This is a genomic window from Micromonospora sp. NPDC049201, assembly GCF_055586805.1.
Window position 1 is genome coordinate 243,085 of record NZ_JBVJHM010000002.1, and the last position, 19,727, is coordinate 262,811.

A 19,727-nucleotide genomic window follows, 5' to 3' on the forward strand; every position below is an offset into this window, starting at 1 on the left:
GCCGGCGGGTTTCCAACGTTGGAAGGATGAAAATCCTCTTAATCCACTCGCTTTTTCTCTTTACTGCTATCAATGCCCTCCGACCTGGGGTCCGACGGGCTCCGGTAACCGTCGAGCCGGCGGTTGACCCGCTCCCAGCCGTCGATCGTGCGTACCGCCCAGCGGAGCACCTCGCGACCGGCGGCGGTGATCGTCACCTGGCGCGTCGTCCGCTGGACCAGCTTGGCGCCCACCTGCCGTTCCAGTTGGCGGACCCGGCGCGATACCTCGGGCTGGCTGACGCCCAGTCGCCGCGCCGCACCGGTGAAGCTCTCCTCCTCGGCGACCGCCACGAAGGAGTGCAACTGCGGCCACTTCACCGGGCGACCCGCCGGCTGTCGACGGACTCCCGCAGGGCGCGCCGCAGACCCGGGTGCCGCTCCGAACGGCGGACCAGCCAGCGCCAGTAGTCCGGGTTGGCCTGGCGGTAGCCGTCGACGTACCAGTGGCCGATCCGGTGGTGGACGGCGCGGAAGGTCTGCGCGGGCACCGGGCCGAAGCGCCATCTGCTCAACTGGATCCGGGTCCGCGGCGCTCTACGCAGCGGCCGGGCCACCACCTGCGGCGGCAGCGGCGCGCACGGCGGTGGCCCGACGTCCACGGCGAGCCCCTCGGTCAGCAGGCTCATCGCCATCCTCGGATCGTCGGTGACGTGCCGGATCCGCGGCTCGAACCGCCCGTAGCGACGGGCCGTGTGCCGCACCATCCGCATCGGCACCTCCTGCGGTGAGGCGATCCAGTCGTCCTCCGCGAGCTGGCCGACGTCCACGGTGTCCTGACCGGCCGCCGCGTGGCTGGCCGGCAGGTACACCCAAAGGGGTTCGTTGACGACCAGGGCCGACTCGACCTGTTCGAGCACCCGGCCGGGTGCCTGGTGAAGCCCCCAGGACAGCCAGTCCGCCCAGAGCAGCAGGTCGAGTGACCCCTCGACCAGGGCGACGAGGCCCGCCGTCCCGGTCGGCATGCCCCGCGTGTGCCAGACGACGCCCGGGACCGCGCGCCGCAACTCCCCGAACAGGTCGGTCGTGTCCATCCTCGCGTGCCCGAACCGCAGGACGCCGCGCAGCGCGGGCGCCCGTGCCGGCTCAGCCGGGCCCGCCTCACGCTGGAGGGACGCGCGCAGGTCCCGCCACGAATCGCCGGCCTCGACCGCCCAGTCGAGCAGGACCGCCCCCGGCTCGGTGAGTCGTACCGAACGGGTGGTGCGGACCAACAGCACCAGCCCGAGGGCGGCCTCCAGCCGGGCGACCCGGTGCGACAGGGTCGGGCCGGACACGTGCATCTGGCGGGCGGCGGCGGTGAAGTTGAGCTGTTCCGCGACCGCCCGGAACGCCATCACGTCGTCCCAGACGACCTCGTCACCCGGCATCGTGCCGAGCCGCCGGGCAGCGCCGGCCCTCGGGGTGGACCCGGCGCGGTCGGATCCCGTCATCGGCGGTACGACCCGGCATGACGCATCGAATATTCGGCCAAGCCAGTCACGAGCAACAGAATAGGGCGGCCCCACATCTGTCGCAGGTATCGAGACTTTCCTGTTCCGCATTGACTGCCCGTGATATAAGCGATCCGGCTCTTTTCACCACACTCCCCGGCCGCGGATCCGGCCGGTTCGAGAGGCAGCTCGGGAATCGCGTCAGACCGTGTTCAGCCGCCCGGGGTGCGCCCCCAGGCGGGGCGTTGCAACAGGCCGACGAACTCGGCGAGCAGCCGCTCCCGTACCGCCGCCGGGGCGGCGTCGAGCAGTGTGTTGACCACCGCCATCCGGTCCGGGACCCCGCCGGCCAGGCCGAGCCCCTCGGCCAGCCCGGCCACCAGCTCCGGGGTGAGCGCCTCCGGGGCGAGACCGGCGGCCAGCGCCCGCAACTCCGGCGGCAGCACGACCGGGCCGGCGGCCCGTGCCGCGGCGACCGCGTCGGCCAGTGCCGGTGCGAACTCGGCCACCCGGGACGCCACCGCGGCGGTCACCGTGAGGTGCACACTGGCCGGCAGGTCGGCGTACCGGAGCTGGGGCTGGGTGTGCCAGCCACGCGCGGTCAGCTCGTCTACCAGCACGAACAGGTCCAGCTTCGGGTCGTCGGCGGTGAAGCACACCACGGTGGACTCCGGCTCCGCCATCAGCCGCAGCCCGTCCGACGCCCGCACCGCGTCGGCCAGCCCGGCGACCGCGTCCCGGGTGGCCACGGCCAGCCGCAGGTAGCCGTCCTCGCCGAGGTGCCGCAACGTGGCGTACGCGGCGGCGATCGGCCCGCCGGACCGGGTGGAGGCGATCACCGGGTTGACCATCGTGTAGCCGGGCCAGTCCGCGTACGCGAAGAACTGCGGGGCGCGCAACGCCGGATCGCGGTGCAGCAGCACCGACACGCCCTTCGGCGCGTACGCGTACTTGTGCAGGTCGACCGAGACCGAGGTGACGCCGGGCACGGCGAAGTCGAACGGCGGCACCGGCGCGCCGAGCCGACGCAGCCAGGGCAGGGCCCAGCCGCCGAAGCAGGCGTCCACGTGGCAGCGCACCCCGACCCCGGCCGCCACCTCGGCGATCCCGGCCACCGGGTCGACCACGCCGTGCGCGTACGACGGGGCGGACGCGACCACCAGCACGGTCTCCGGCCGGATCGCGGCGGCCACGTCGGCCACCGCCGGACGCAACGTCACCGGGTCGACCGGCACCGTGTCCAGCTCGACCCGCAGGTAGTGGGCGGCCTTGGCGAACGCGGCGTGCGCGCTGGCCGGCACCACGAGCCGCGGTGCGGTCAGCTCGGGGCGGGCGTCCCGGGCGGCCTTGACGGCGAGCAGGAGCGACTCGGTGCCGCCGCCGGTGACGCTGCCCACCACGTCCGGCGCGGCGGTGCCGGGGCCGCCGCCGAGCAGCCGGGCGGCGGCGGCGACAAGCGCGTTCTCCATCGCCAGCAGCGACGGGAAGGCGGTCGGGTCGAGGCCGTTGACGTGCGCGCTCTCGGCGTACGCGGCCTGGGCCAGCTCGTCCAGGCCGGCCACGCCCGGGTCGTAGACGTAGGCGAACAGCCGGCCGCCGTGCGTCGGGCGGTCGGCCGACCGCAGCGCCCGGATCTCGTCGAGCACCCGCGCCGCCGGCACCCCCTGCGTGGGCAGCGCGCCCGTCCCCGCCGTGTCGCTCATCAGGTGTTCCTCTCGTGACGGTCCGCGTCGACCGGCGGACGGGTGCGGCGCCTCACGCCCGAGCCACCGGCGCGGGCAGCGGTGTCGCCCGACCCGGACGCGCTGCCGCCGGACGCGGCGGCGCCGGACGCGGCGGTCAGGTCGGCCGGGGTGAGCGTGTAGCCGCGCAGCAGCGCCACCGGGGCGGCCACCAGCAGGGCGGGCAGCACGGTGAACCCGAGCAGCACTCCGAGCCGGGCGGAGTCCGGCTGGACGGCGGCCGCGCCGGTCGACGAGGAGACGTAACCGGAGAGCTGGAGCACCAGGCCGTAGATGCCGGGCCCGAGCGCCAGGCCGAACGTCTCGCCGGCGGTCCACAGCCCGGTGAACACTCCGGCCTGCCGACGGCCGGTGCGCGCGGTGTCGTACGCGATGCAGTCCGGCAGCATGGCCAGCGCGAACACCTGCTGGCCGGCGTAGCCGACGCCGATCAGCGCGACCACCGCGTACACCCCGGCGGCCGGCAGCGCGGGCGCGGTGACCAGGGCCAGCGCGCCGGCCGCGAAGAGCAGCGACGCGGTGACCAGCGAGGTGCGCTTGCCGAGCCGGTCGCCGGCCCGGCGCCAGAGCGGCATGACCAGCAGCGCGGGCGCGACGAAGCAGGCGAAGAGCAGGGTGGGCCCGCTGTCCGGCGCGCGCAGCACCTGGTCGGCGAAGTACTTCACGCCGGCCAGCACGGTGGCCACCCCGGCGGACTGGAGCACGAAACAGACCAGCAGCACCCGGAACGGCCGGTTGCGGCCGGCGACCGCGAGCTGGGCGCGCAGGCTCGGCTCGCTCTCCCCGACCGTCCCGGCCGGCGCGGACCGGGTGCCGAGGAACGCGCCGACCGTGCCGACCACGATCAGCGCGGCGACGAACAGACCCATCCAGCGGTGGCCGGGCACACCGTCGCCGCCGGCGGCCACCACCGCCGGGGCCACCGCGCCGGAGACCAGGATGGCCAGCGCCAGCACCGCGATCCGCCAGGTCATCAGCCGGGTACGCTCCGCCGGGTCGGCGGTCAGTTCGGCCGGCATGGCCACGTACGGCACCTGGAAGAACGCGAACGCGGTCGCGGTGGCCAGGAACGCCAGCGCCACGTATCCGGCGGCGGCCGGACCGCGCCCGAACGGGGCGGCGAAGATCGCGGCGAACAGCACGGCCAGCGCCAGCCCGCCGCCGAGCAGGTAGGGCCGGCGGGCGCCCCAGCGCGAGCGGGTCCGGTCCGAGACGCGGCCGGCGACCGGGTTGACCAGCACGTCCCATGCCTTCGGCAGGAGCACCAGCAGCGCGGCGAGCCCGGCCGCGACGCCCAGCGTGTCGGTCAGGTACGGCAGCAGGAGCAGCCCGGGCACGGTTCCGAACGCGCCGGTGACGAGCGAGCCCGACGCGTACCCGAGGTGCACCCGGCGGGGCAGGCCCGAAGCTGTCATGGAGCCGAATGTTACTCACGTTATGGTCGCGGTCACATCCCCTCCTCCGGCGACCAGGCGGCCACCGCCAGGTCGACCCGATCCCCGCGCAACGGGCAGCCCTCGGCGCGCAGCCGGGCCCGCGCCTGAAGCTCGTGCCCCGGCGGCAGCCGGCCGGCCGCGTTCACCACCCGGTGCCACGGCACCCCGCCCCCGTGCCGCGCCATGATCGAGCCGACCAGCCGCGCCGACGCCCGCCCCGACCGCTCGGCCAGCGCGTCGGCCACCGCCCCGTACGACATCGCCCGCCCGGGCGGGATGCGCTCGACCAGCGTCAGCACCGCCTCGACGTACTCGTCAGGTGTCACGAGCTGCCACGATATGGGAACGCGCCACGATCGCGCGGACCGCGACCCGCAGAATGGTCGGGTGCGTGAAGCAGTCGCCTCGGCCCGCCGGATCGTGGTCAAGATCGGATCGTCCTCGTTGACCACCGCGACGGGCGGCCTCGACGACGGCCGGGTCGACGCGCTCGTCGACACGCTCGCCGCCCTGATCGGCGCGGGACGCGAGGTGGTGCTGGTCTCCTCCGGTGCGATCGCCGCCGGCCTCGCCCCGCTCCGGCTGCCCCGACGCCCGCGCGGCCTGGCCACCCAGCAGGCCGCCGCCAGCGTCGGCCAGGGCCTGCTCATCGGCCGGTACGCCACCGCGTTCGCCCGGCACGGTCACCCCGTCGGGCAGGTGCTGCTCACGGTCGACGACGTGACCCGGCGGGCGCACTACCGCAACGCGTACCGCACGCTGCGCAAGCTGCTCGACCTGCGGGCCGTGCCGATCGTCAACGAGAACGACACGGTGGCCACCGACGAGATCCGGTTCGGCGACAACGACCGGCTCGCCGCGCTCGTCGCCGCGCTCGTCGACGCCGACCTGCTGGTGCTGCTCTCCGACGTGGACGCGCTCTGGACCGGTGACCCGACCCGTCCGGGCAGCACCCGGGTCACCGAGGTGCACGGCGAGGGCGACCTGGCCGGCATCGACGTCGGCGGGGCCGGCCAGGCCGGGGTGGGCACCGGCGGCATGGTCACCAAGGTGGAGGCGGCGCGCATCGCCACCGGCTTCGGCATTCCGGTGGTGCTCACCGCCGCGCCGCTGGCCGGCCCGGCGCTGGCCGGCGAGCCGGTCGGCACGTTCTTCCACGCCAGCAGCCGACGCCCGGCCGCCCGGCTGTTCTGGCTGGCGCACGCCACCGCGCCGCGCGGCCGGCTGCACCTCGACCCGGGCGCGGTGCAGGCCGTGGTGGGTCGGCGCAAGTCGCTGCTGCCGGCCGGCATCACCGCGGTGGACGGCGCGTTCACCGCCGGGGACCCGGTGGACCTGGTCGACACCGCCGGCGCGCCGGTGGCCCGTGGCCTGGTCAACTACGACGCGGTGGAGCTGCCCGGCCTGCTCGGCCGCTCCACCTCGGAACTCGCCGCGGCGCTCGGCCCGGCCTACGAACGCGAGGTCGTCCACCGAGACGACCTCGTCTTGTTGTAAGCAGGGGCCCCCTGTTAACGCATTCTGCATAACAGGGGGCCCCTCCTAACGCCACTGCGAAGGAGAGCGCACCATGAGCGTCGTCGAGCAGGCCCGCCGGGCCCGGGACGCGGCGGAGGCCCTGGCGGCGGCCACCCGTACCGCCAAGGACGCCGCGCTGCACGCGATGGCCGACGCGCTGGTGGCGCGTACCCCGGAGATCCTGACCGCGAACGCGACGGACCTGGCGGCCGGGCGCGACGCCGGACTGAGCGCGGCCGTGCTGGACCGGCTCGCGCTCGACGAGGGCCGGGTCGCCGCCATCGCGGACGCGCTGCGCGAGATGGCCGCGCTGCCCGACCCGGTCGGCGAGGTGGTCCGCGGGTCCACGCTGCCGAACGGGCTGGAGCTGCGCCAGGTACGGGTGCCGTTCGGGGTCGTCGGCATCGTCTACGAGGGCCGGCCCAACGTGACGGTCGACGCGGCCGGCATCTGCCTGAAGTCGGGCAACGCGGCGCTGCTGCGCGGCTCCTCGTCGGCGGCACACTCCAACGCCGCCCTGGTCACGGTGCTGCGCGACGCGGTCGCCGGCGCCGGCCTGCCGGCGGACGCGGTGCAACTGCTCGATGCCAGCACGCGCGACTCGGTCAAGGAGCTGATGCGCGCCCGGGGTCTGGTCGACGTGCTGATCCCGCGCGGCGGCGCGTCGCTGATCCGCGCCGTGGTCGAGGAGTCGACCGTGCCGGTGATCGAGACCGGGGTGGGCAACTGCCACGTGTACGTGGACGCCGCCGCCGACCTCGACAAGGCGGTGGCGATCACGCTGAACGCCAAGACGCAGCGGCTGTCCACCTGCAACACCGCCGAGTCGCTGCTGGTCCACCGGGCCGTCGCGGACGCGTTCCTGCCGGCCGTGCTGGCCGCGTTCGCCGAGGCCGGGGTGACCGCGCACGGCAGCCCGGAGGTGGCCGCCCACTCCGACGCGGTGGTCGCGGCGACCGAGGAGGACTTCGCCACCGAATATCTGTCCGCGGACATCTCGGTCGCCGTGGTCGACTCGCTCGACGCGGCGGTCGCGCACATCCGGCGCTACGGCACCGGCCACACCGAGGCGATCGTCACCGACTCGCAGCGGGCGGCGCGGGAGTTCGTGGCCCGGGTGGACGCCGCCGCAGTGATGGTGAACGCGTCCACCCGGTTCACCGACGGCGGCGAGTTCGGGTTCGGCGCCGAGATCGGCATCTCCACCCAGAAGCTGCACGCCCGCGGCCCGATGGGCCTGCCGGAGCTGACCAGCACGAAGTACGTGGTCACCGGCGACGGCCACCTGCGCTGAGCCGGACCCGGCCCCGGCTCGCGCCCGTGGCGGCGGGCTACGCCACCCGAAGCGGATGCGGGCGGCGGGCTACGCCACCCGAAGCGGATGCGGGCGGCGGGCTACGCCACCCGAAGCGGATGCGGGCGGCGGGCTACGCCACCCGAAGCGGATTCGGGGCCGGAGCCGGACCCGGCGTCCCGACCGGGGCCCCAATCGGAGCCGGAACCACGACCGGAGCCGGAACCACGACCGGAGCCGGAGCCGGAGCCGGAAGCAGGGTCGGAGTCGGGCAGGCGGCCGAAAGCCGGGTCGGGGGTGCGGCCGGGGCCGGGAGCAGGGCTGGGGGCGCGGCCGGGTCGGGAACCGCCGGAGCGGGCGGCGCGGCCGGAGCGGGCGGTGGCCCGGGCGCGCGGCGGCGGGACGGCGGCTCGGGCAGCGCGGCGGCGCGCGGCGCCACGAACGGGGCCCCGGACGCCGCGACCTCGGGCTCGGTCGGCCGGCAGGCCCGGATCGCGCGCAGCGTGGTGTGCACGTCGAACTGGTGACCGTCGTCGCTGTCCCAGCCGCCGTCGCTGCGTTGCGTCCCGGCCAGCCGACGCCGCGCCGAGACCAGCAGCCACTGCTCCTCGCCCACCTCCACCCGGCGCAGCGTGGCGGCGAGCCACGCCACGTCGGCCGGGGACATCTCCGGGATCCGGTCGGCGAGCACCGCCTGGATCCGGGCCGACTCGTGGTACATCCGCTGGCGGTGCAGCACCGCCGCGGCGAGCCAGCCGGCGGGCAGGAACGACGGCCAGCTCCCGTCCGGGGCGAGCTGCGCGGCGAGCGTGTGGGCCGCCGCCTGCACCACCCCGGCGTACGCCCCGCCGACGCGGTGGTCGAGCGGGCCGGCGGCACGGGCGTCCAGCCCGGCCACGGTGAGCCAGAACCCGGCGCCGGCGGTCAGGTAGAAGCGCGCCTCCGGGTCGCCGGGGGTGGCCCACTCCGGCGCGAACCCGGCCAGCGACAGGTGCTCGTCCCAGCCACCGTCGGCGAGCTGGCCGGCGGCCAGCCAGTCCAGCGCGTGCCGGGCGGCGGGGCGGCTCAGCGCGCCGAGGTCGTCCAGCTCGGCGAGGCGGAAGCAGGTCGCGTCGACGGAGGCGACGTCGCCGCCGAGCACGGCGGGCCAGCCACCGCCGGGAGCCTGACCGGACTCCGCCGCGTCGAGCACCGCCGGCGGCACCGGCGTGCCGGAACGCAGTCGGGACAGGCGGGCTCGGTCCACCACGTCCCCGTGTGCCACGACGAACCCGATCGCCGCTTCCAGATCGACCACGGTCGTGACGCTACCTGCGCGGACGCGGTCCCGCCTCGGTAGCTCGGCCAGAAAGCGGCAGACGCCGAGGGCCCTCCCGGCGCACCGGAAGGGCCCTCACCACATCGACGTCAGTACGCGGGCAGCGACGGGTCGACCTGCTTGACCCAGGAGAGCACGCCACCCTGCACGTGGACGGAGTCCTTGAACCCGGCCGCCTTGAGCGCGGCCAGCGCCTCGGCGGACCGGACGCCGGACTTGCAGTGCAGCACGATCTGCCGGTCCTGCGGGAACTTCGCCAGCGCCTCGCCGGAGAGGATCTCCCCCTTCGGGATCAGCGTGGAGCCGGGGATGCGGACGATCTCGTACTCGGCGGGCTCGCGCACGTCGACCAGGAAGATGTCCTTGCCGGCGTCCTGCCACTCCTTCAGCTCCCGCGCGGTGATGGTGGAGTCGACCACCGCCTCCTGCGCCTCCTCGGAGACCGCGCCGCAGAAGTCCTCGTAGTCCTCCAGCAGGTCGGTGACCGTGGGGTTCTCGCCGCAGAGCGCGCAGTTCGGGTCCTTGCGCACCTTGATCTTGCGGTAGCTCATCTCCAGGGCGTCGTAGACCATCAGCCGGCCGACAAGCGGCTCGCCGATGCCGGCGAGCAGCTTGATCGCCTCGTTGACCTGGATCGACCCGATGGAGGCGCAGAGCACGCCGAGCACGCCGCCCTCGGCGCAGGAGGGGACCATGCCGGGCGGCGGGGGCTCCGGGTAGAGGCAGCGGTAGCACGGGCCGTGCTCGGCCCAGAACACCGACGCCTGGCCGTCGAAGCGGTAGATCGAACCCCAGACGTACGGCTTGCCGAGCAGCACGGCCGCGTCGTTGACCATGTAGCGGGTGGCGAAGTTGTCGGTGCCGTCGACGATCAGGTCGTACCGGGAGAAGATGTCCCGGACGTTCTCCCGGTCCAGCGCGGTGTCGTGGATCTCCACGGTGACCAGCGGGTTGATCTCGCGGATCGAGGCGGCGGCGGACTCGGCCTTGGACCGGCCGACGTCGGAGACGCCGTGGATGATCTGCCGCTGGAGGTTCGACTCGTCGACGGTGTCGAAGTCGATGATGCCGAGCGTGCCGACGCCGGCGGCGGCGAGGTACAGCAGGGCCGGCGAGCCGAGACCGCCGGCGCCCACGCAGAGCACCCGGGCGTTCTTCAGCCGCTTCTGCCCCTCGACCCCGACGTCCGGGATGATCAGGTGGCGCGAGTAGCGGCGGATCTCGTCAACGGTCAGCTCGGCGGCGGGCTCGACGAGCGGGGGCAACGACACGGTGGACTCCCCGGAATCGGCGGTGGGAAAGCGCCATTGTCGCTCGCCGGAGTGCGGATCGGCCATGACGAGGGACACCCGGCCCGAACTGCGGGACCGGGAATATCTCAGACGCCGTCGGTGGGCTCGCCGGAGTACCGCGCCCCGTCGACGTACGGCCACGCGTTCGGCAGGCAGCCGTCCAGCCCGTACGTCTGCTGCTGCATCACCGGGGCCGGGGCGCCGGGGCGCGGGCACGCCTGGTGCAGCTCGCCGAACTCGTGCCCGACCTCGTGGTTGATGACGTACGTCCGGTAGACGTCGAGCGGGGCGCCGTAGTCGGGCACGGCGGTCATCCAGCGCGCCAGGTTGAGCACCACGCGACCGGGCAGCCGGCAGGACGTGTAGCGCTCGGTGTGCAGGCCGCCCTCGGCGCACATCCGCTCGGAGGTGACCGGCGTGGCCAGGTAGACGGTGAAGTCGGCGGCGGCGGCCTCGGGCACCCGCTGCACCCGCAGCTCCCCGGAGGCGATCCAGCTACGCGGGTCGCCGAGCACCGCGTCCACGGTCGCGGCGAACGCGTCGGCGTCCTGCCCCGTACCGTGCTCGACCTCGATCCGGTAGCGACGCAGCGGGCCGGCGTGGCCGCGTACCGGTGAACGCCCGTCGGCCACCGCGAACGTGCCGGGGCCGGCGGTGGGGTAGCCGGTCGGCGACGCCGACGCGGCGGTGTCGGTGTCGGCGTCCGGCATCAGCGTCGGCTCGGCGGCGAGCGGGACCCGCACGGGACGCGGCGGCTCGCTCAGCCGGGTGATGCCCGCCGCGCCGCCGACGGCCGCGAGCAGCATCGCCAGCAGCAGCACCGCGCGTCGGCGTCGGCGGCGCATCCGGCGCAGCCCGGGGCGTTCGGGCGGGTACGACGTCATGCGGACAGCGTGACACGCAATTCGGGCATTTAGCTGCTTTTGCGGCGCAAGTCCTGAGAATTGCTCACAAATCCGTCACAATGCCGACCCGGTGTACCGCTTCCCGCCCAGGTACGGCCACGGGTTCGGCCGGCAACCGTCGAGGAAGAGCGTCTGCTGCTGCATCACCGGCGCGGCCCGCCCGGCGCCCGGACACCCCTCATGATGGTGCCCGAGCTGGTGCCCCACCTCGTGGTTGACCACGTAGAGCCGGTACGTCCCCAGCGGCATCCCGGCGGCCACCAGGTGCGGCGCGGACGTCCGCCACCGGTCCAGGTTGAGCACCACCCGGCCCGGGACCCGGCAGGACGTGTACGGCACCCCGCCCTTGCGGATGTCGATCCCGCCCGCGCCGCACAGCCGGCCGGCGGTGTCCCGGCTCGCCAGATAGATCGTGAAGTCGTACCGGCTGCCCGGCGTGACCCGCTGCAACCGCAGCCGGCCGCTGTCCACCCAGCTCCCCGGCCCGGCCAGGGCCCGCTGCACCGCGTCCCCGAACGCCCGGACGTCCTCACCGACGCCCCGCTCCACCGCCACCCGGAAGCGGCGCAGCTCACCGCCCCGGCCCAGCACGCCGCCGGCCCGGTCGTCGTACCCGAAACCACCCGTGCCCCGCGCGGGCACCGGACCGGGCAGACTCAGCACGGGCGCCGGCGAGCGGGGCGGCGCGGCCAGCACTGGCGACGACGAGACGCTCGGTGCCACCGGCGCCGGCGGCTGGGCCGCGAACCCGTCGGCGACCACCTCCCGCGCGCCGGCCGGCGGCAGTCGCAGCGCCACGCCCACGCCGGCCCCGGCGGTGGCCAGGAACGCGCAGACCACCACGGCGGAGCGCCACCGACGGGCAGCGGACAGGGACCGCGGCAAACGCGGACGGCGGGAGCTGGGCATCCCGCTCAGCCTGCCATGTCGTGGACGCCGCCGCTCTCCCCCATTCCGGTCACCAGCGCCGTGACCTGCGCTTTCCGGCCGTCCGACCCCGGCGTGGCGGTCTCCGGCGACCCGGCCGACGCCGCCTCGTCGAGCAGTGCCAGCACCGCCCGGGCCACCGTCCGGGGCACCTCCAACTGGGCCACGTGCCCGACGCCGTCCAGCATCAGCAGCCGGCTGTCCGGAATCAGCCGGGCGGCCTGCGGGGCGACCCGCACGTCGACCAGCCGGTCCTGCCGTCCGCCCACCACCAGCGTCGGCACCCGCACCGCCGCGGCCTGCCGCCAGAGCGCGCCCTCCCCCGGCAGGTACGACCGCAGGAAACTGCCGACCAGGCCCCGGAACGTCCGGACGTACGCGGCGGCGTAGTGCGCCGCCTCGTACCGGATCCGGATCTCCTCGATCGCCTCCTGCCGGCGCTGCTCGCTGATCCGGGTCAGGTCCGCCACGCACGACTCCATCACCTGCTGCGCCATCGCCTCCGGAGCGAGCTGGGCCAGCCGCCAGGCGGCCAACCGCTCGCCCCGGGGGATCACCAGCACCGGCAGCATCCGCCCCTGCAACGAGCGCCGGAAGTCCAGGAACGGCAGGGCCGGCGAGATCAGCGTGAGCGTGCGGACCAGGTCCGGGCGCAGCACCGCCACCCGGACCGCGACCGCCCCGCCCAGCGAGTTGCCGAACAGGTGCACCGGGCCCCGGTCGCTGTGCTCGATCCAGCGGACCACCCGGTCCGCGAACGCCGGGATCGTGTACCGCCGGCCGGGCTCGCTGCGCCCGAAGCCGGGCAGGTCGATCGCCTGGCCGTCGAGCCGGGGCGCCAGCAGGCCGGCCAGGTCGGTCCAGTTCTGCGCGGAGCCGCCGAGCCCGTGCACGTACAGCGCCGGCTCGGCGTCGGGCCCGGTGGCCGGCGTGTCCCGGACGTGCACGAGCGCGCCGTCCAGCCGCACGTGCCGGCCCGGCCAGGGCGGCGGGAGATGATGCGCGGGAAGGAGATGCTCGGGCCCGAGCGCGGCACGCTTCATGCGTTCAGTCTTCCCCGCGCCGGCTCCGTCCGCACAGTCCCCTAGGCGAGCAGCGCCTCCAGACGCCGGTTCACCGCAGCCAGCGTGGCCCGCACCACAGCCTGCCGCGGATCGCCCGCGACCAGGGCGGAACCGGCCAACTGCTCCACCCACCCGTCGCAGACCAGCAGCACCACCACGGTCGCCACCTCGCAGTTGCCGAACGGCACCACGGCGGCGTGCTCGACGAAGCACCGGCCCCGCTCGCCCGCCGGCAGGGCCGGGCCGAGCAGCTCGTCCACCGCGGCGGCCGCGGCCACCGCGCAGAGCCGCAGCACGTACCCGTCGACGGCCGGCCCGGTCGCGTGCCCCTCGGCCGTCCGGTCCCCGGCGAGCAGGCGGACCTCGGTGGTGGCGTCCAGCCCCAACGTGCTCACCAGAACGTGGTCGATCACCACCCGGGGCCCGGGCACGCCGCCCGGATCCAGCGGTCGCGACGGCGCGGTCTCCGTCGTGGTCACCTGCCCACCGGAGTACGAGGTGCCGAGTGTGACCGGACTTCCGGTGGACATGCCGGTGGGCGCGGCGGCCAGCGACGTCTCGTCGACGGTGGCCCGGCCCCGGTGGGTGGCCTGCCGGCGGCGGCGCGGCGGCTCGTCGGCGTCCTCCCCCGGCGCGTCGACCAGCCGGCCGGCGCGCGACTCCACGCCGCCGAACCGGCCCTCGCCGGAGCGGTTCTCGGCCGGCCGGTTCGACGCCGGCCGCACCACGCCGGCCCGCGCCGGCACGTCCGCCTCGGCCGGACCGGACGAGGCCCCGCCCCGCGCCGGAGCGCCCGGCTCGTCGTCGGCGCCGGATCGGGGCTCGGCCGACGCGGCCTCGGCACGGCGGTCGGCAGCACGGCCCGGCGGGGCCTCCGCGACCGGCGGGGCCTCGGCGAGGCGGTCGGCGAGGCCCGGTGGCACCTCCACCGGACGGTCGCGGACGGCCGCGGCCTCGGCCAGGCGGTCCGTGCGCGCGGTGGCGGACCGCCGGCGGACCGGCGGCGGCGGTACGGCCGGCGCGCCGGGCAGGTTCTGCGGGGCGGCGGCCAGACCCATCCGATCCTGGAGCAGCCGGGCCACCAGCCGGCTCACCTCGGCCGGGTCCGCGCCGTCGGCCAGGTCCAGCCGGAGGCTGTGCGCACCGGCCGGGGTGCGGCGGAGCGCGGCGTCCCGGACGCCGGCCACCTCGCGCACGGCGTCCAGGATCGCGTTGACGTCGAAGCCCTCCGGCCGCTCGCGCAGCGGCGCCGGTTCGTCGTCCCGACGCAGGTGGGTGGCGATGCGGGCCAACTCCGGGGTCTCGGCGGACGGTTCCACGGCCGGCGGCTCCGGCACCACCGGCACATCCGGTTCGGCGGGGACGCGCTGCGGCAGCACCGCCGGGGCCGACTCGGTCGACTCCGGCCCGGCAGCCGCCTCGGCGGTCGGCGTCGGCTCCGGGGCGGACCGGCGGGCCGCGTAGGGCGGGGCGCTCGTCGGGCGGGGCGCGGGCGGCGGGTCGAACCGCGCCGTCCCGCCCGGCGCGGGGAGGCCGGCCGGCTCGCCGTGCGACGGGTCCGGTGCGGGGTACCCGGCGGCCGGCTCACCGACGGCCCGGGAGGCCGGCCCCGCCGCGTACGCCGACGGCGGTGGACCGGCCGGCGCCTCGCGCTCACGGGCCACCGGCGGCGCGCCGACCGGCTCGGGACGCGCGCCGAACGGGGTCACCGGCACCGGCGGACCCGCCCAGGAGGGTCGCTCGGCGGGCGGCTCGTGGCCCGAGCGGGGCTCGGCGTCCTCGCGGGGCAGCCGGAACGGCCGGGTCGCCTCGGGGCGCGGCGGCTCGGGCGCTGCCGTCGACTCGGCCCGCACCGCCTCGTACGGTCGGACCGGCTCGGGCCGCGGCTCGTAACCGCCGGCCGGGTCGACGCGGGTGGGCTGGTAGCCGGTGGGCGGATCGACGCGGGTCGGCTCGTACGGTCGCATCGGTTCGGGCGCCCACTCGGACGCGCGGTCCTCGCGGGCGGCGCGGCGGCCGGTCGGCTCGTCGTCCCCGGTCCGTCGCTCGGCCGGCGCGTCGTCGCGGGCCGAGCGGCGCCCGACCGGCTCGTCGGCGCGGGCCCACGGCGGGGCCCAGCCGTCGCCCCAACTCGGGCGGTTCCAGGACGGCCCGGGCCACTCCGGCTCACCCGCCGGCCCCGTGCCCGGGTCGTTCGGCGCGGCGGCGTGCGGATCGGCGGCGGTCCGCGGCCCCTCTCCGGGGTGGGCGTCGCCCGGGTGGTGCTCCGCCGCCGGCGGCTCGCCCCGGCCGGGAACCGTCACCGGCGGCTCGGTCGGGCCCCGGTGGGGCCAGCCCTGGTGCAGCGCCGGGGCCTGGTCGACGGTCGGGGCGTGGAAGCCCGGCGGCACCTCGAAGCCGGAGGCGGCGGCGCCGACCGGCGGCACCTGGAGCGCCGGGGGCGCGGAGGCCGGACCACTCTCGGCCCAGCGGGGCGACCGCCCGGCGGACGTGTCGTCCGAGGCGTGCCGGGAGCCGGTGGGGTCGGCCGGGCCGGGACGCTGCTCGACGGCGGGCGCGGGGCGCGGGGCGGGCACGGCCAACCGGTCGCCGTCGGTCTCCCGCGGCGGCTCGCCCACGGGCGGTGCACTCACCGGCGCCTGGCGGGTCACGGCTGACTCCTCCCCGGCGTGGTGCACGCCGTTGACGTGGCGGCCGTTGACGCGCGCCGGCAGCTCCTCGGCCGGGTGGCCGGGCAGCGGGGCCGGCAGGTCGCCGTGCCGGGGCGAGGACGCCGCCCACCCGCCACCGAGGTCGCCGTAGGGCCAGCCACCAGGCGCCGGGGCGCCGCGGGACCAGCCGTCCGCCGGGGGCGCCCATCCGCCGCCGGTGCGGGCCGGGTCGTCGTGCTGGCCCGTCCCGTCGCCGTGCTCTCCCGGGGTGGCGGCTCCGGGTTGCCCTGTTTCACTCACCGCGCGCTCCTTGGTCGCCCCCGCTGAGGCTACCGTGTGGTGACAGTGGCGATAAGTTACAGCGGCGGGCCAATTCCGCGACGGGTTCACGAACCCGGACCGGTTCGGGCGATACGTGCCGGCTCGACGCAGATACTCGGAGGTTCCCATGACGGCAGTGGGGAACGGTGCACACACGGCCGGCCGGCCCACCCGCCTGCCCCGCTCGGCGCGCCGCAAGCAGCTACTCGCCGCGGCCCAGGAGGTGTTCGTCGCACACGGCTACCACGCCGCCGCGATGGACGACATCGCCGAGCGGGCCGGCGTCTCTAAGCCCGTTCTCTACCAGCACTTCCCCGGGAAGATGGAGCTCTACCTGGCGCTGCTGGACACCCACTGCGACGCCATCGTGGCGAAGGTGCACGACGCCATGCGCGGCACCAACGACAACAAGGAGCGGGTCGGTGCCGCCGTGCGGGCCTACTTCGACTTCGTCGACCACGAGAGCGAGGCGTTCCGCCTGGTCTTCGAGTCCGACCTGCGCAACGACCCGGCCGTACGGCAGCGGGTGGAGCGGGTCGAGCAGGGTTGCATCGCGGCGATCACCGACACCATCATCTCGGACACCGGGGTGAGCCGGGCGCACGCCGAGCTGCTCGCGTCCGGCCTGGTCGGCGCCGCGGAGACCGCCGCGCAGTTCTGGCTGGCGGGCGGTCGGCAGGTGGCCAAGCCGGAGGCGGAAGCGCTGGTCGCGGCGCTGTCCTGGCGTGGCATCGCCAGCTTCCCGCTGCAAGGTGAGTCAGCCTGACCATCGCGCCGCCCGATCGGATAGCCTTCCCACGGTGGCTTTTTCGCCCCAGTTGAGGAGGCACAGTGGAGGTCAAGATCGGCGTGCAGTACGCGCCGCGGGAGCTGGTCCTGGAGAGCGCGCAGTCGCCGGCCGAGATCGAGCAGATCGTGACCGACGCCTTCGCCGGGAGCGAGGGCACGCTCTCCCTGACCGATGAGAAGGGCCGGCGGGTCATCGTGCCGGTCGGCAAGGTCGCCTACGTCGAGATCGCGGAGGCCTCGCCCCGCGCGGTCGGGTTCACCGTCCGCTGATCCGCGTCGCACCGGTCGCCGTGGCGGGGAGACCCGCCGCGGCGGCTCAGTTGGTCAGCCCGACCGATCAGTTGGTCAGCCCGACGGTCAGTCGTACGGCCTGACGGCTCAGTTGTTCAGCCCGACCGCCGACATCCGCGTAGCGTGCGCCTCGGTCAGCCGGCGCAGCACCGCGGGCACGTCGTCGCCGGCCCTGCCGAGCAACGCGGCGAGCGCGCCCCGGTCGGCGGCGGCCACGCGTCCGGCCTGCGAGAGCGCCTCGCCGAGCAGCCGACGAGCCCACATCGAGAGCCGTCCGGCCGCCCTCGGGTCCGCCGCGATGGCGGCCCGGATCTCGGTGGCGGCGAACTCGGCGTACCGGGAGTCGTGCAGGACGTCGAGCAGCAGCACACGGTCCGGCCCGGCCAGGCCGTCGGCGATCCCGCGCAGGAAGTCGTCGGTGATCGCGTCGCCCACGTACGCCTTGGTCACCGCCTCCGCCCAGTCCCGCGGCTCGGTCGAGTCGTGGTACGCCCGTAACGCCTCGACGTAGGGGGCCATCGCCTCCTCGGGGGTCACGCCCAGCGCGATGAGGCGGTCGGTGAGCCACCGGTAGTGCGCCATCTCGCCCGCGGCCAGCTCGCTGAGCGCGGCGCGGCGGCGCAGGTCGGGGGCGAGCCGGGCGTCGGCGGCCAGCCGGTCGAAGGCGAGCAGTTCGCCGTACGCGACGAGGCCGAACAGGCCGACAGCGGCGGAATCGGGGGCGGACACGAGCGCAGGTTACCGTTCCCTTGCTGTGATGCGGGTCACAGGAAGTGCCCCCGGCTGCCCGGCCGACATCTGGAATCGGGACGGCTCGCAGGCCGTTCAGGTAGGATGAAGCAGTTGCCGTGGGCACCGACCTGGCCAGCATCGCTGATCAGCACCGGTCCCCGGCGCGCGTGCGGCCCGGTCCGGCTCGGCGAAACCACCCCCGACCGCGTGGCCCGCGCCAAACCGTCCGCGCCCTGAGGACATGAGGGGCGCACCACGAGAGGGCACCCCCACATCCACATGAGTGAGCAGAGCACAGGCCAGCCACTGGCCCCCACCGCTCCGGTCCCCCCGGAGGCACCCACATTCGCCGCGCTCGGCGCCCGCCAGGAGACCGTCGAGGCGCTCGCCGCCGCGGGCATCACCCGCGCCTTCGCCATCCAGGAGTACGCGCTGCCGATCGGGCTGCGCGGCGTCGACCTGATCGGGCAGGCCCCGACCGGCACCGGCAAGACGCTCGGCTTCGGCATCCCACTGCTGGAGCGGGTCTTCGCCCCGTCCGAGGGCAGCGACGGCGTGCCCCAGGCACTCGTCGTCGTCCCCACCCGCGAGCTGGGCATCCAGGTCGCCAAGGACCTCGACGCCGCCGGTCGCACCCGGGGCGTCCGGGTGCTGCCGATCTACGGCGGCGTGGCGTACGAGCCGCAGATCGAGGCGCTGCGCAAGGGCGTCGAGATCCTGGTCGGCACGCCCGGCCGCCTGCTCGACCTGCAGAAGCAGAAGCACCTGCGGCTCGACCGGGTCCGCGCGCTCGTCCTCGACGAGGCCGACCGGATGCTCGACCTGGGCTTCCTGGACGACGTCGAGAAGATCCTGGCGATGCTGCCGGAGGACCGGCAGACCATGTTGTTCTCGGCCACCATGCCGGACCCGATCGTGGCGCTGTCCCGGCGGTTCCTCCGCCGGCCGGTCACCATCCACGCCGGGCACACCGCCGAGACCGGCCCGTCGCCGCAGACCCAGCAGCTCGCCTACCGCACCCACTCGATGAACAAGGTCGAGATCGTGGCGCGGATCCTCCAGGCCGAGGGGCGCGGGCTCACCATGATCTTCTGCCGCACCAAGCGGGCCGCCGACCGGGTCGCCGAGGATCTCGACTTCCGCGGCTTCGCCGTGGCGGCCGTGCACGGTGACCTGGGCCAGGGTGCCCGGGAGCGGGCGCTGCGGGCGTTCCGCACCGGCAAGATCGACACGCTCGTCGCCACCGACGTGGCGGCCCGGGGCATCGACGTCACCGGCGTCACCCACGTGATCAACTACGACTGCCCCGAGGACCAGGACACCTACACCCACCGGATCGGCCGCACCGGCCGGGCCGGGGCGACAGGTGTCGCGGTGACGTTCGTCGACTGGGACGACATGCCCCGCTGGCGCATCATCGACAAGACGCTCGGGCTGGACATGCCCGAGCCCCCGGAGACCTACCACACCTCCAAGCACCTCTACACCGACCTGGACATCTCCCCGGACGTCAGCGACACCCTGCCGACCGCCGCGCGTACCCGCGCCGGCCTGTCGGCCGAGGTCGAGGAGGACCTGGGTGGCGGCCGGTCCCGGCGGGACGGCCGGCGCGGTGACAGCCGCGGTGACAGCCGCGGTCGCGGCGGGGACCGCCGACGTGGGCGTGGTGGCGAGACCGGCGGCGCACCCGCCGAAGGCGGAGCGACAGCGGTCGCGACGGACGAGGGCACCCGTACCCCGCGCCGGCGGCGTCGCCGCCGGGCCGGCGAGACGGTGGCCGGCGAGCAGCCGACCGCGGTGGTCGCCACCGAGGGCGCGACGGAGGAGCCCACCACCGTCGCCGCCGCTGACGGCGGCGACGAGGCCGCGACCAAGCCGCGCCGCCGCAGGCGTCGCCGCAGCGGTGCCGGCGTAGGCACCGCCGAGTCCCCCACCACGGACTGAGCAGAGTCCCACACACGACGGCCCTCGGACCC

The 19,727-nt window shown here is 75.5% G+C and carries 17 protein-coding genes; 5 read left to right on the forward strand and 12 right to left on the reverse strand.

Annotated elements, in window-relative coordinates; genetic code table 11:
* Window positions 1-38 precede the first annotated feature (38 nt).
* From ACZ6O5_RS04915 to ACZ6O5_RS04935, 5 genes are all read right to left on the reverse strand, one after another.
* Window positions 39-359 carry a LysR family transcriptional regulator gene (locus ACZ6O5_RS04915; RefSeq protein WP_425786414.1) on the reverse strand — a complete coding sequence of 107 codons (321 nt, stop codon included), beginning with the start codon at window positions 357-359 and terminating at the stop codon, window positions 39-41.
* Window positions 356-1,471: a LysR family transcriptional regulator gene (locus tag ACZ6O5_RS04920; protein ID WP_465974482.1), complete on the reverse strand. Its 1,116-nt coding sequence runs from the start codon at window positions 1,469-1,471 to the stop codon at window positions 356-358. The genes ACZ6O5_RS04915 and ACZ6O5_RS04920 overlap by 4 nt, the downstream gene beginning before the upstream one ends.
* Before the next feature lie 212 nt (window positions 1,472-1,683).
* Window positions 1,684-3,174 (reverse strand): pyridoxal phosphate-dependent decarboxylase family protein, encoded by a 1,491-nt coding sequence (locus ACZ6O5_RS04925; protein ID WP_465974483.1) that lies wholly within the window; start codon window positions 3,172-3,174, stop codon window positions 1,684-1,686.
* Entirely contained in the window at window positions 3,174-4,628 is a 1,455-nt protein-coding gene (locus ACZ6O5_RS04930) for an MFS transporter (protein WP_465974484.1), read from the reverse strand. Before ACZ6O5_RS04930 ends, ACZ6O5_RS04925 begins: the two co-directional genes overlap by 1 nt.
* Before the next feature lie 32 nt (window positions 4,629-4,660).
* On the reverse strand, window positions 4,661-4,975 hold the full coding sequence (locus ACZ6O5_RS04935; protein ID WP_107157392.1) for an MGMT family protein: 315 nt from the start codon (window positions 4,973-4,975) through the stop codon (window positions 4,661-4,663).
* Between the two features lie 13 nt (window positions 4,976-4,988).
* Between ACZ6O5_RS04935 and proB the strand changes: the two genes are divergently transcribed.
* Both proB and ACZ6O5_RS04945 read left to right on the forward strand, forming a co-directional pair.
* A complete protein-coding gene (gene proB, locus ACZ6O5_RS04940) occupies window positions 4,989-6,146 on the forward strand; it encodes a glutamate 5-kinase (protein ID WP_465974485.1) in 1,158 nt (385 codons plus the stop codon).
* A gap of 73 nt (window positions 6,147-6,219) precedes the next feature.
* Window positions 6,220-7,461, forward strand: coding sequence for a glutamate-5-semialdehyde dehydrogenase (locus ACZ6O5_RS04945; protein WP_465974486.1), 1,242 nt, complete (start codon window positions 6,220-6,222; stop codon window positions 7,459-7,461).
* Between the two features lie 133 nt (window positions 7,462-7,594).
* On the opposite strand, the gene ACZ6O5_RS04950 is transcribed toward ACZ6O5_RS04945, so the two are convergent.
* The 6 genes from ACZ6O5_RS04950 to ACZ6O5_RS04975 form a co-directional block, all read right to left on the reverse strand.
* Entirely contained in the window at window positions 7,595-8,758 is a 1,164-nt protein-coding gene (locus tag ACZ6O5_RS04950; protein WP_465974487.1) for a prenyltransferase/squalene oxidase repeat-containing protein, read from the reverse strand.
* Between the two features lie 110 nt (window positions 8,759-8,868).
* A complete protein-coding gene (gene moeZ / locus ACZ6O5_RS04955) occupies window positions 8,869-10,116 on the reverse strand; it encodes an adenylyltransferase/sulfurtransferase MoeZ (RefSeq protein WP_465974488.1) in 1,248 nt (415 codons plus the stop codon).
* A 41-nt stretch (window positions 10,117-10,157) separates the two neighbouring features.
* Window positions 10,158-10,955 (reverse strand): DUF3152 domain-containing protein, encoded by a 798-nt coding sequence (locus ACZ6O5_RS04960; RefSeq protein WP_465974489.1) that lies wholly within the window; start codon window positions 10,953-10,955, stop codon window positions 10,158-10,160.
* 75 nt (window positions 10,956-11,030) lie between these two features.
* The gene (locus ACZ6O5_RS04965) at window positions 11,031-11,885 is read right to left on the reverse strand and encodes a DUF3152 domain-containing protein (protein WP_465974490.1); all 855 of its coding nucleotides are present in this window, start codon (window positions 11,883-11,885) and stop codon (window positions 11,031-11,033) included.
* Between the two features lie 5 nt (window positions 11,886-11,890).
* A complete protein-coding gene (locus ACZ6O5_RS04970) occupies window positions 11,891-12,946 on the reverse strand; it encodes an alpha/beta fold hydrolase (RefSeq protein WP_465974491.1) in 1,056 nt (351 codons plus the stop codon).
* A 41-nt stretch (window positions 12,947-12,987) separates the two neighbouring features.
* Entirely contained in the window at window positions 12,988-15,918 is a 2,931-nt protein-coding gene (locus ACZ6O5_RS04975; protein WP_465974492.1) for a hypothetical protein, read from the reverse strand.
* Between the two features lie 148 nt (window positions 15,919-16,066).
* On the opposite strand from ACZ6O5_RS04975, the gene ACZ6O5_RS04980 reads away from it, so the two are divergent.
* Both ACZ6O5_RS04980 and ACZ6O5_RS04985 read left to right on the forward strand, forming a co-directional pair.
* A complete protein-coding gene (locus ACZ6O5_RS04980) occupies window positions 16,067-16,705 on the forward strand; it encodes a TetR/AcrR family transcriptional regulator (protein ID WP_107161786.1) in 639 nt (212 codons plus the stop codon).
* Window positions 16,706-16,770: 65 nt separating this feature from the next.
* Window positions 16,771-16,998, forward strand: coding sequence for a DUF3107 domain-containing protein (locus ACZ6O5_RS04985; RefSeq protein ID WP_107161788.1), 228 nt, complete (start codon window positions 16,771-16,773; stop codon window positions 16,996-16,998).
* 108 nt (window positions 16,999-17,106) lie between these two features.
* On the opposite strand, the gene ACZ6O5_RS04990 is transcribed toward ACZ6O5_RS04985, so the two are convergent.
* Window positions 17,107-17,748 (reverse strand): ferritin-like fold-containing protein, encoded by a 642-nt coding sequence (locus ACZ6O5_RS04990; protein WP_465974493.1) that lies wholly within the window; start codon window positions 17,746-17,748, stop codon window positions 17,107-17,109.
* Between the two features lie 282 nt (window positions 17,749-18,030).
* On the opposite strand from ACZ6O5_RS04990, the gene ACZ6O5_RS04995 reads away from it, so the two are divergent.
* Window positions 18,031-19,695, forward strand: coding sequence for a DEAD/DEAH box helicase (locus ACZ6O5_RS04995; protein WP_465974494.1), 1,665 nt, complete (start codon window positions 18,031-18,033; stop codon window positions 19,693-19,695).
* Window positions 19,696-19,727 lie beyond the last annotated feature (32 nt).

Excerpts from the sequence above, each read along its gene's own strand:
- ACZ6O5_RS04920 (WP_465974482.1), bottom strand. The coding sequence starts at position 1,471 with ATGACGGGATCCGACCGCGCCGGGTCCACCCCGAGGGCCGGCGCTGCC.
- ACZ6O5_RS04925 (WP_465974483.1), bottom strand. The coding sequence starts at position 3,174 with ATGAGCGACACGGCGGGGACGGGCGCGCTGCCCACGCAGGGGGTGCCG.
- ACZ6O5_RS04930 (WP_465974484.1), bottom strand. The coding sequence starts at position 4,628 with ATGACAGCTTCGGGCCTGCCCCGCCGGGTGCACCTCGGGTACGCGTCG.
- proB (WP_465974485.1), top strand. The coding sequence starts at position 4,989 with ATGGGAACGCGCCACGATCGCGCGGACCGCGACCCGCAGAATGGTCGG.
- ACZ6O5_RS04945 (WP_465974486.1), top strand. The coding sequence starts at position 6,220 with ATGAGCGTCGTCGAGCAGGCCCGCCGGGCCCGGGACGCGGCGGAGGCC.
- moeZ (WP_465974488.1), bottom strand. The coding sequence starts at position 10,116 with ATGGCCGATCCGCACTCCGGCGAGCGACAATGGCGCTTTCCCACCGCC.
- ACZ6O5_RS04960 (WP_465974489.1), bottom strand. The coding sequence starts at position 10,955 with ATGACGTCGTACCCGCCCGAACGCCCCGGGCTGCGCCGGATGCGCCGC.
- ACZ6O5_RS04965 (WP_465974490.1), bottom strand. The coding sequence starts at position 11,885 with ATGCCCAGCTCCCGCCGTCCGCGTTTGCCGCGGTCCCTGTCCGCTGCC.
- ACZ6O5_RS04970 (WP_465974491.1), bottom strand. The coding sequence starts at position 12,946 with ATGAAGCGTGCCGCGCTCGGGCCCGAGCATCTCCTTCCCGCGCATCAT.
- ACZ6O5_RS04980 (WP_107161786.1), top strand. The coding sequence starts at position 16,067 with ATGACGGCAGTGGGGAACGGTGCACACACGGCCGGCCGGCCCACCCGC.
- ACZ6O5_RS04995 (WP_465974494.1), top strand. The coding sequence starts at position 18,031 with ATGAGTGAGCAGAGCACAGGCCAGCCACTGGCCCCCACCGCTCCGGTC.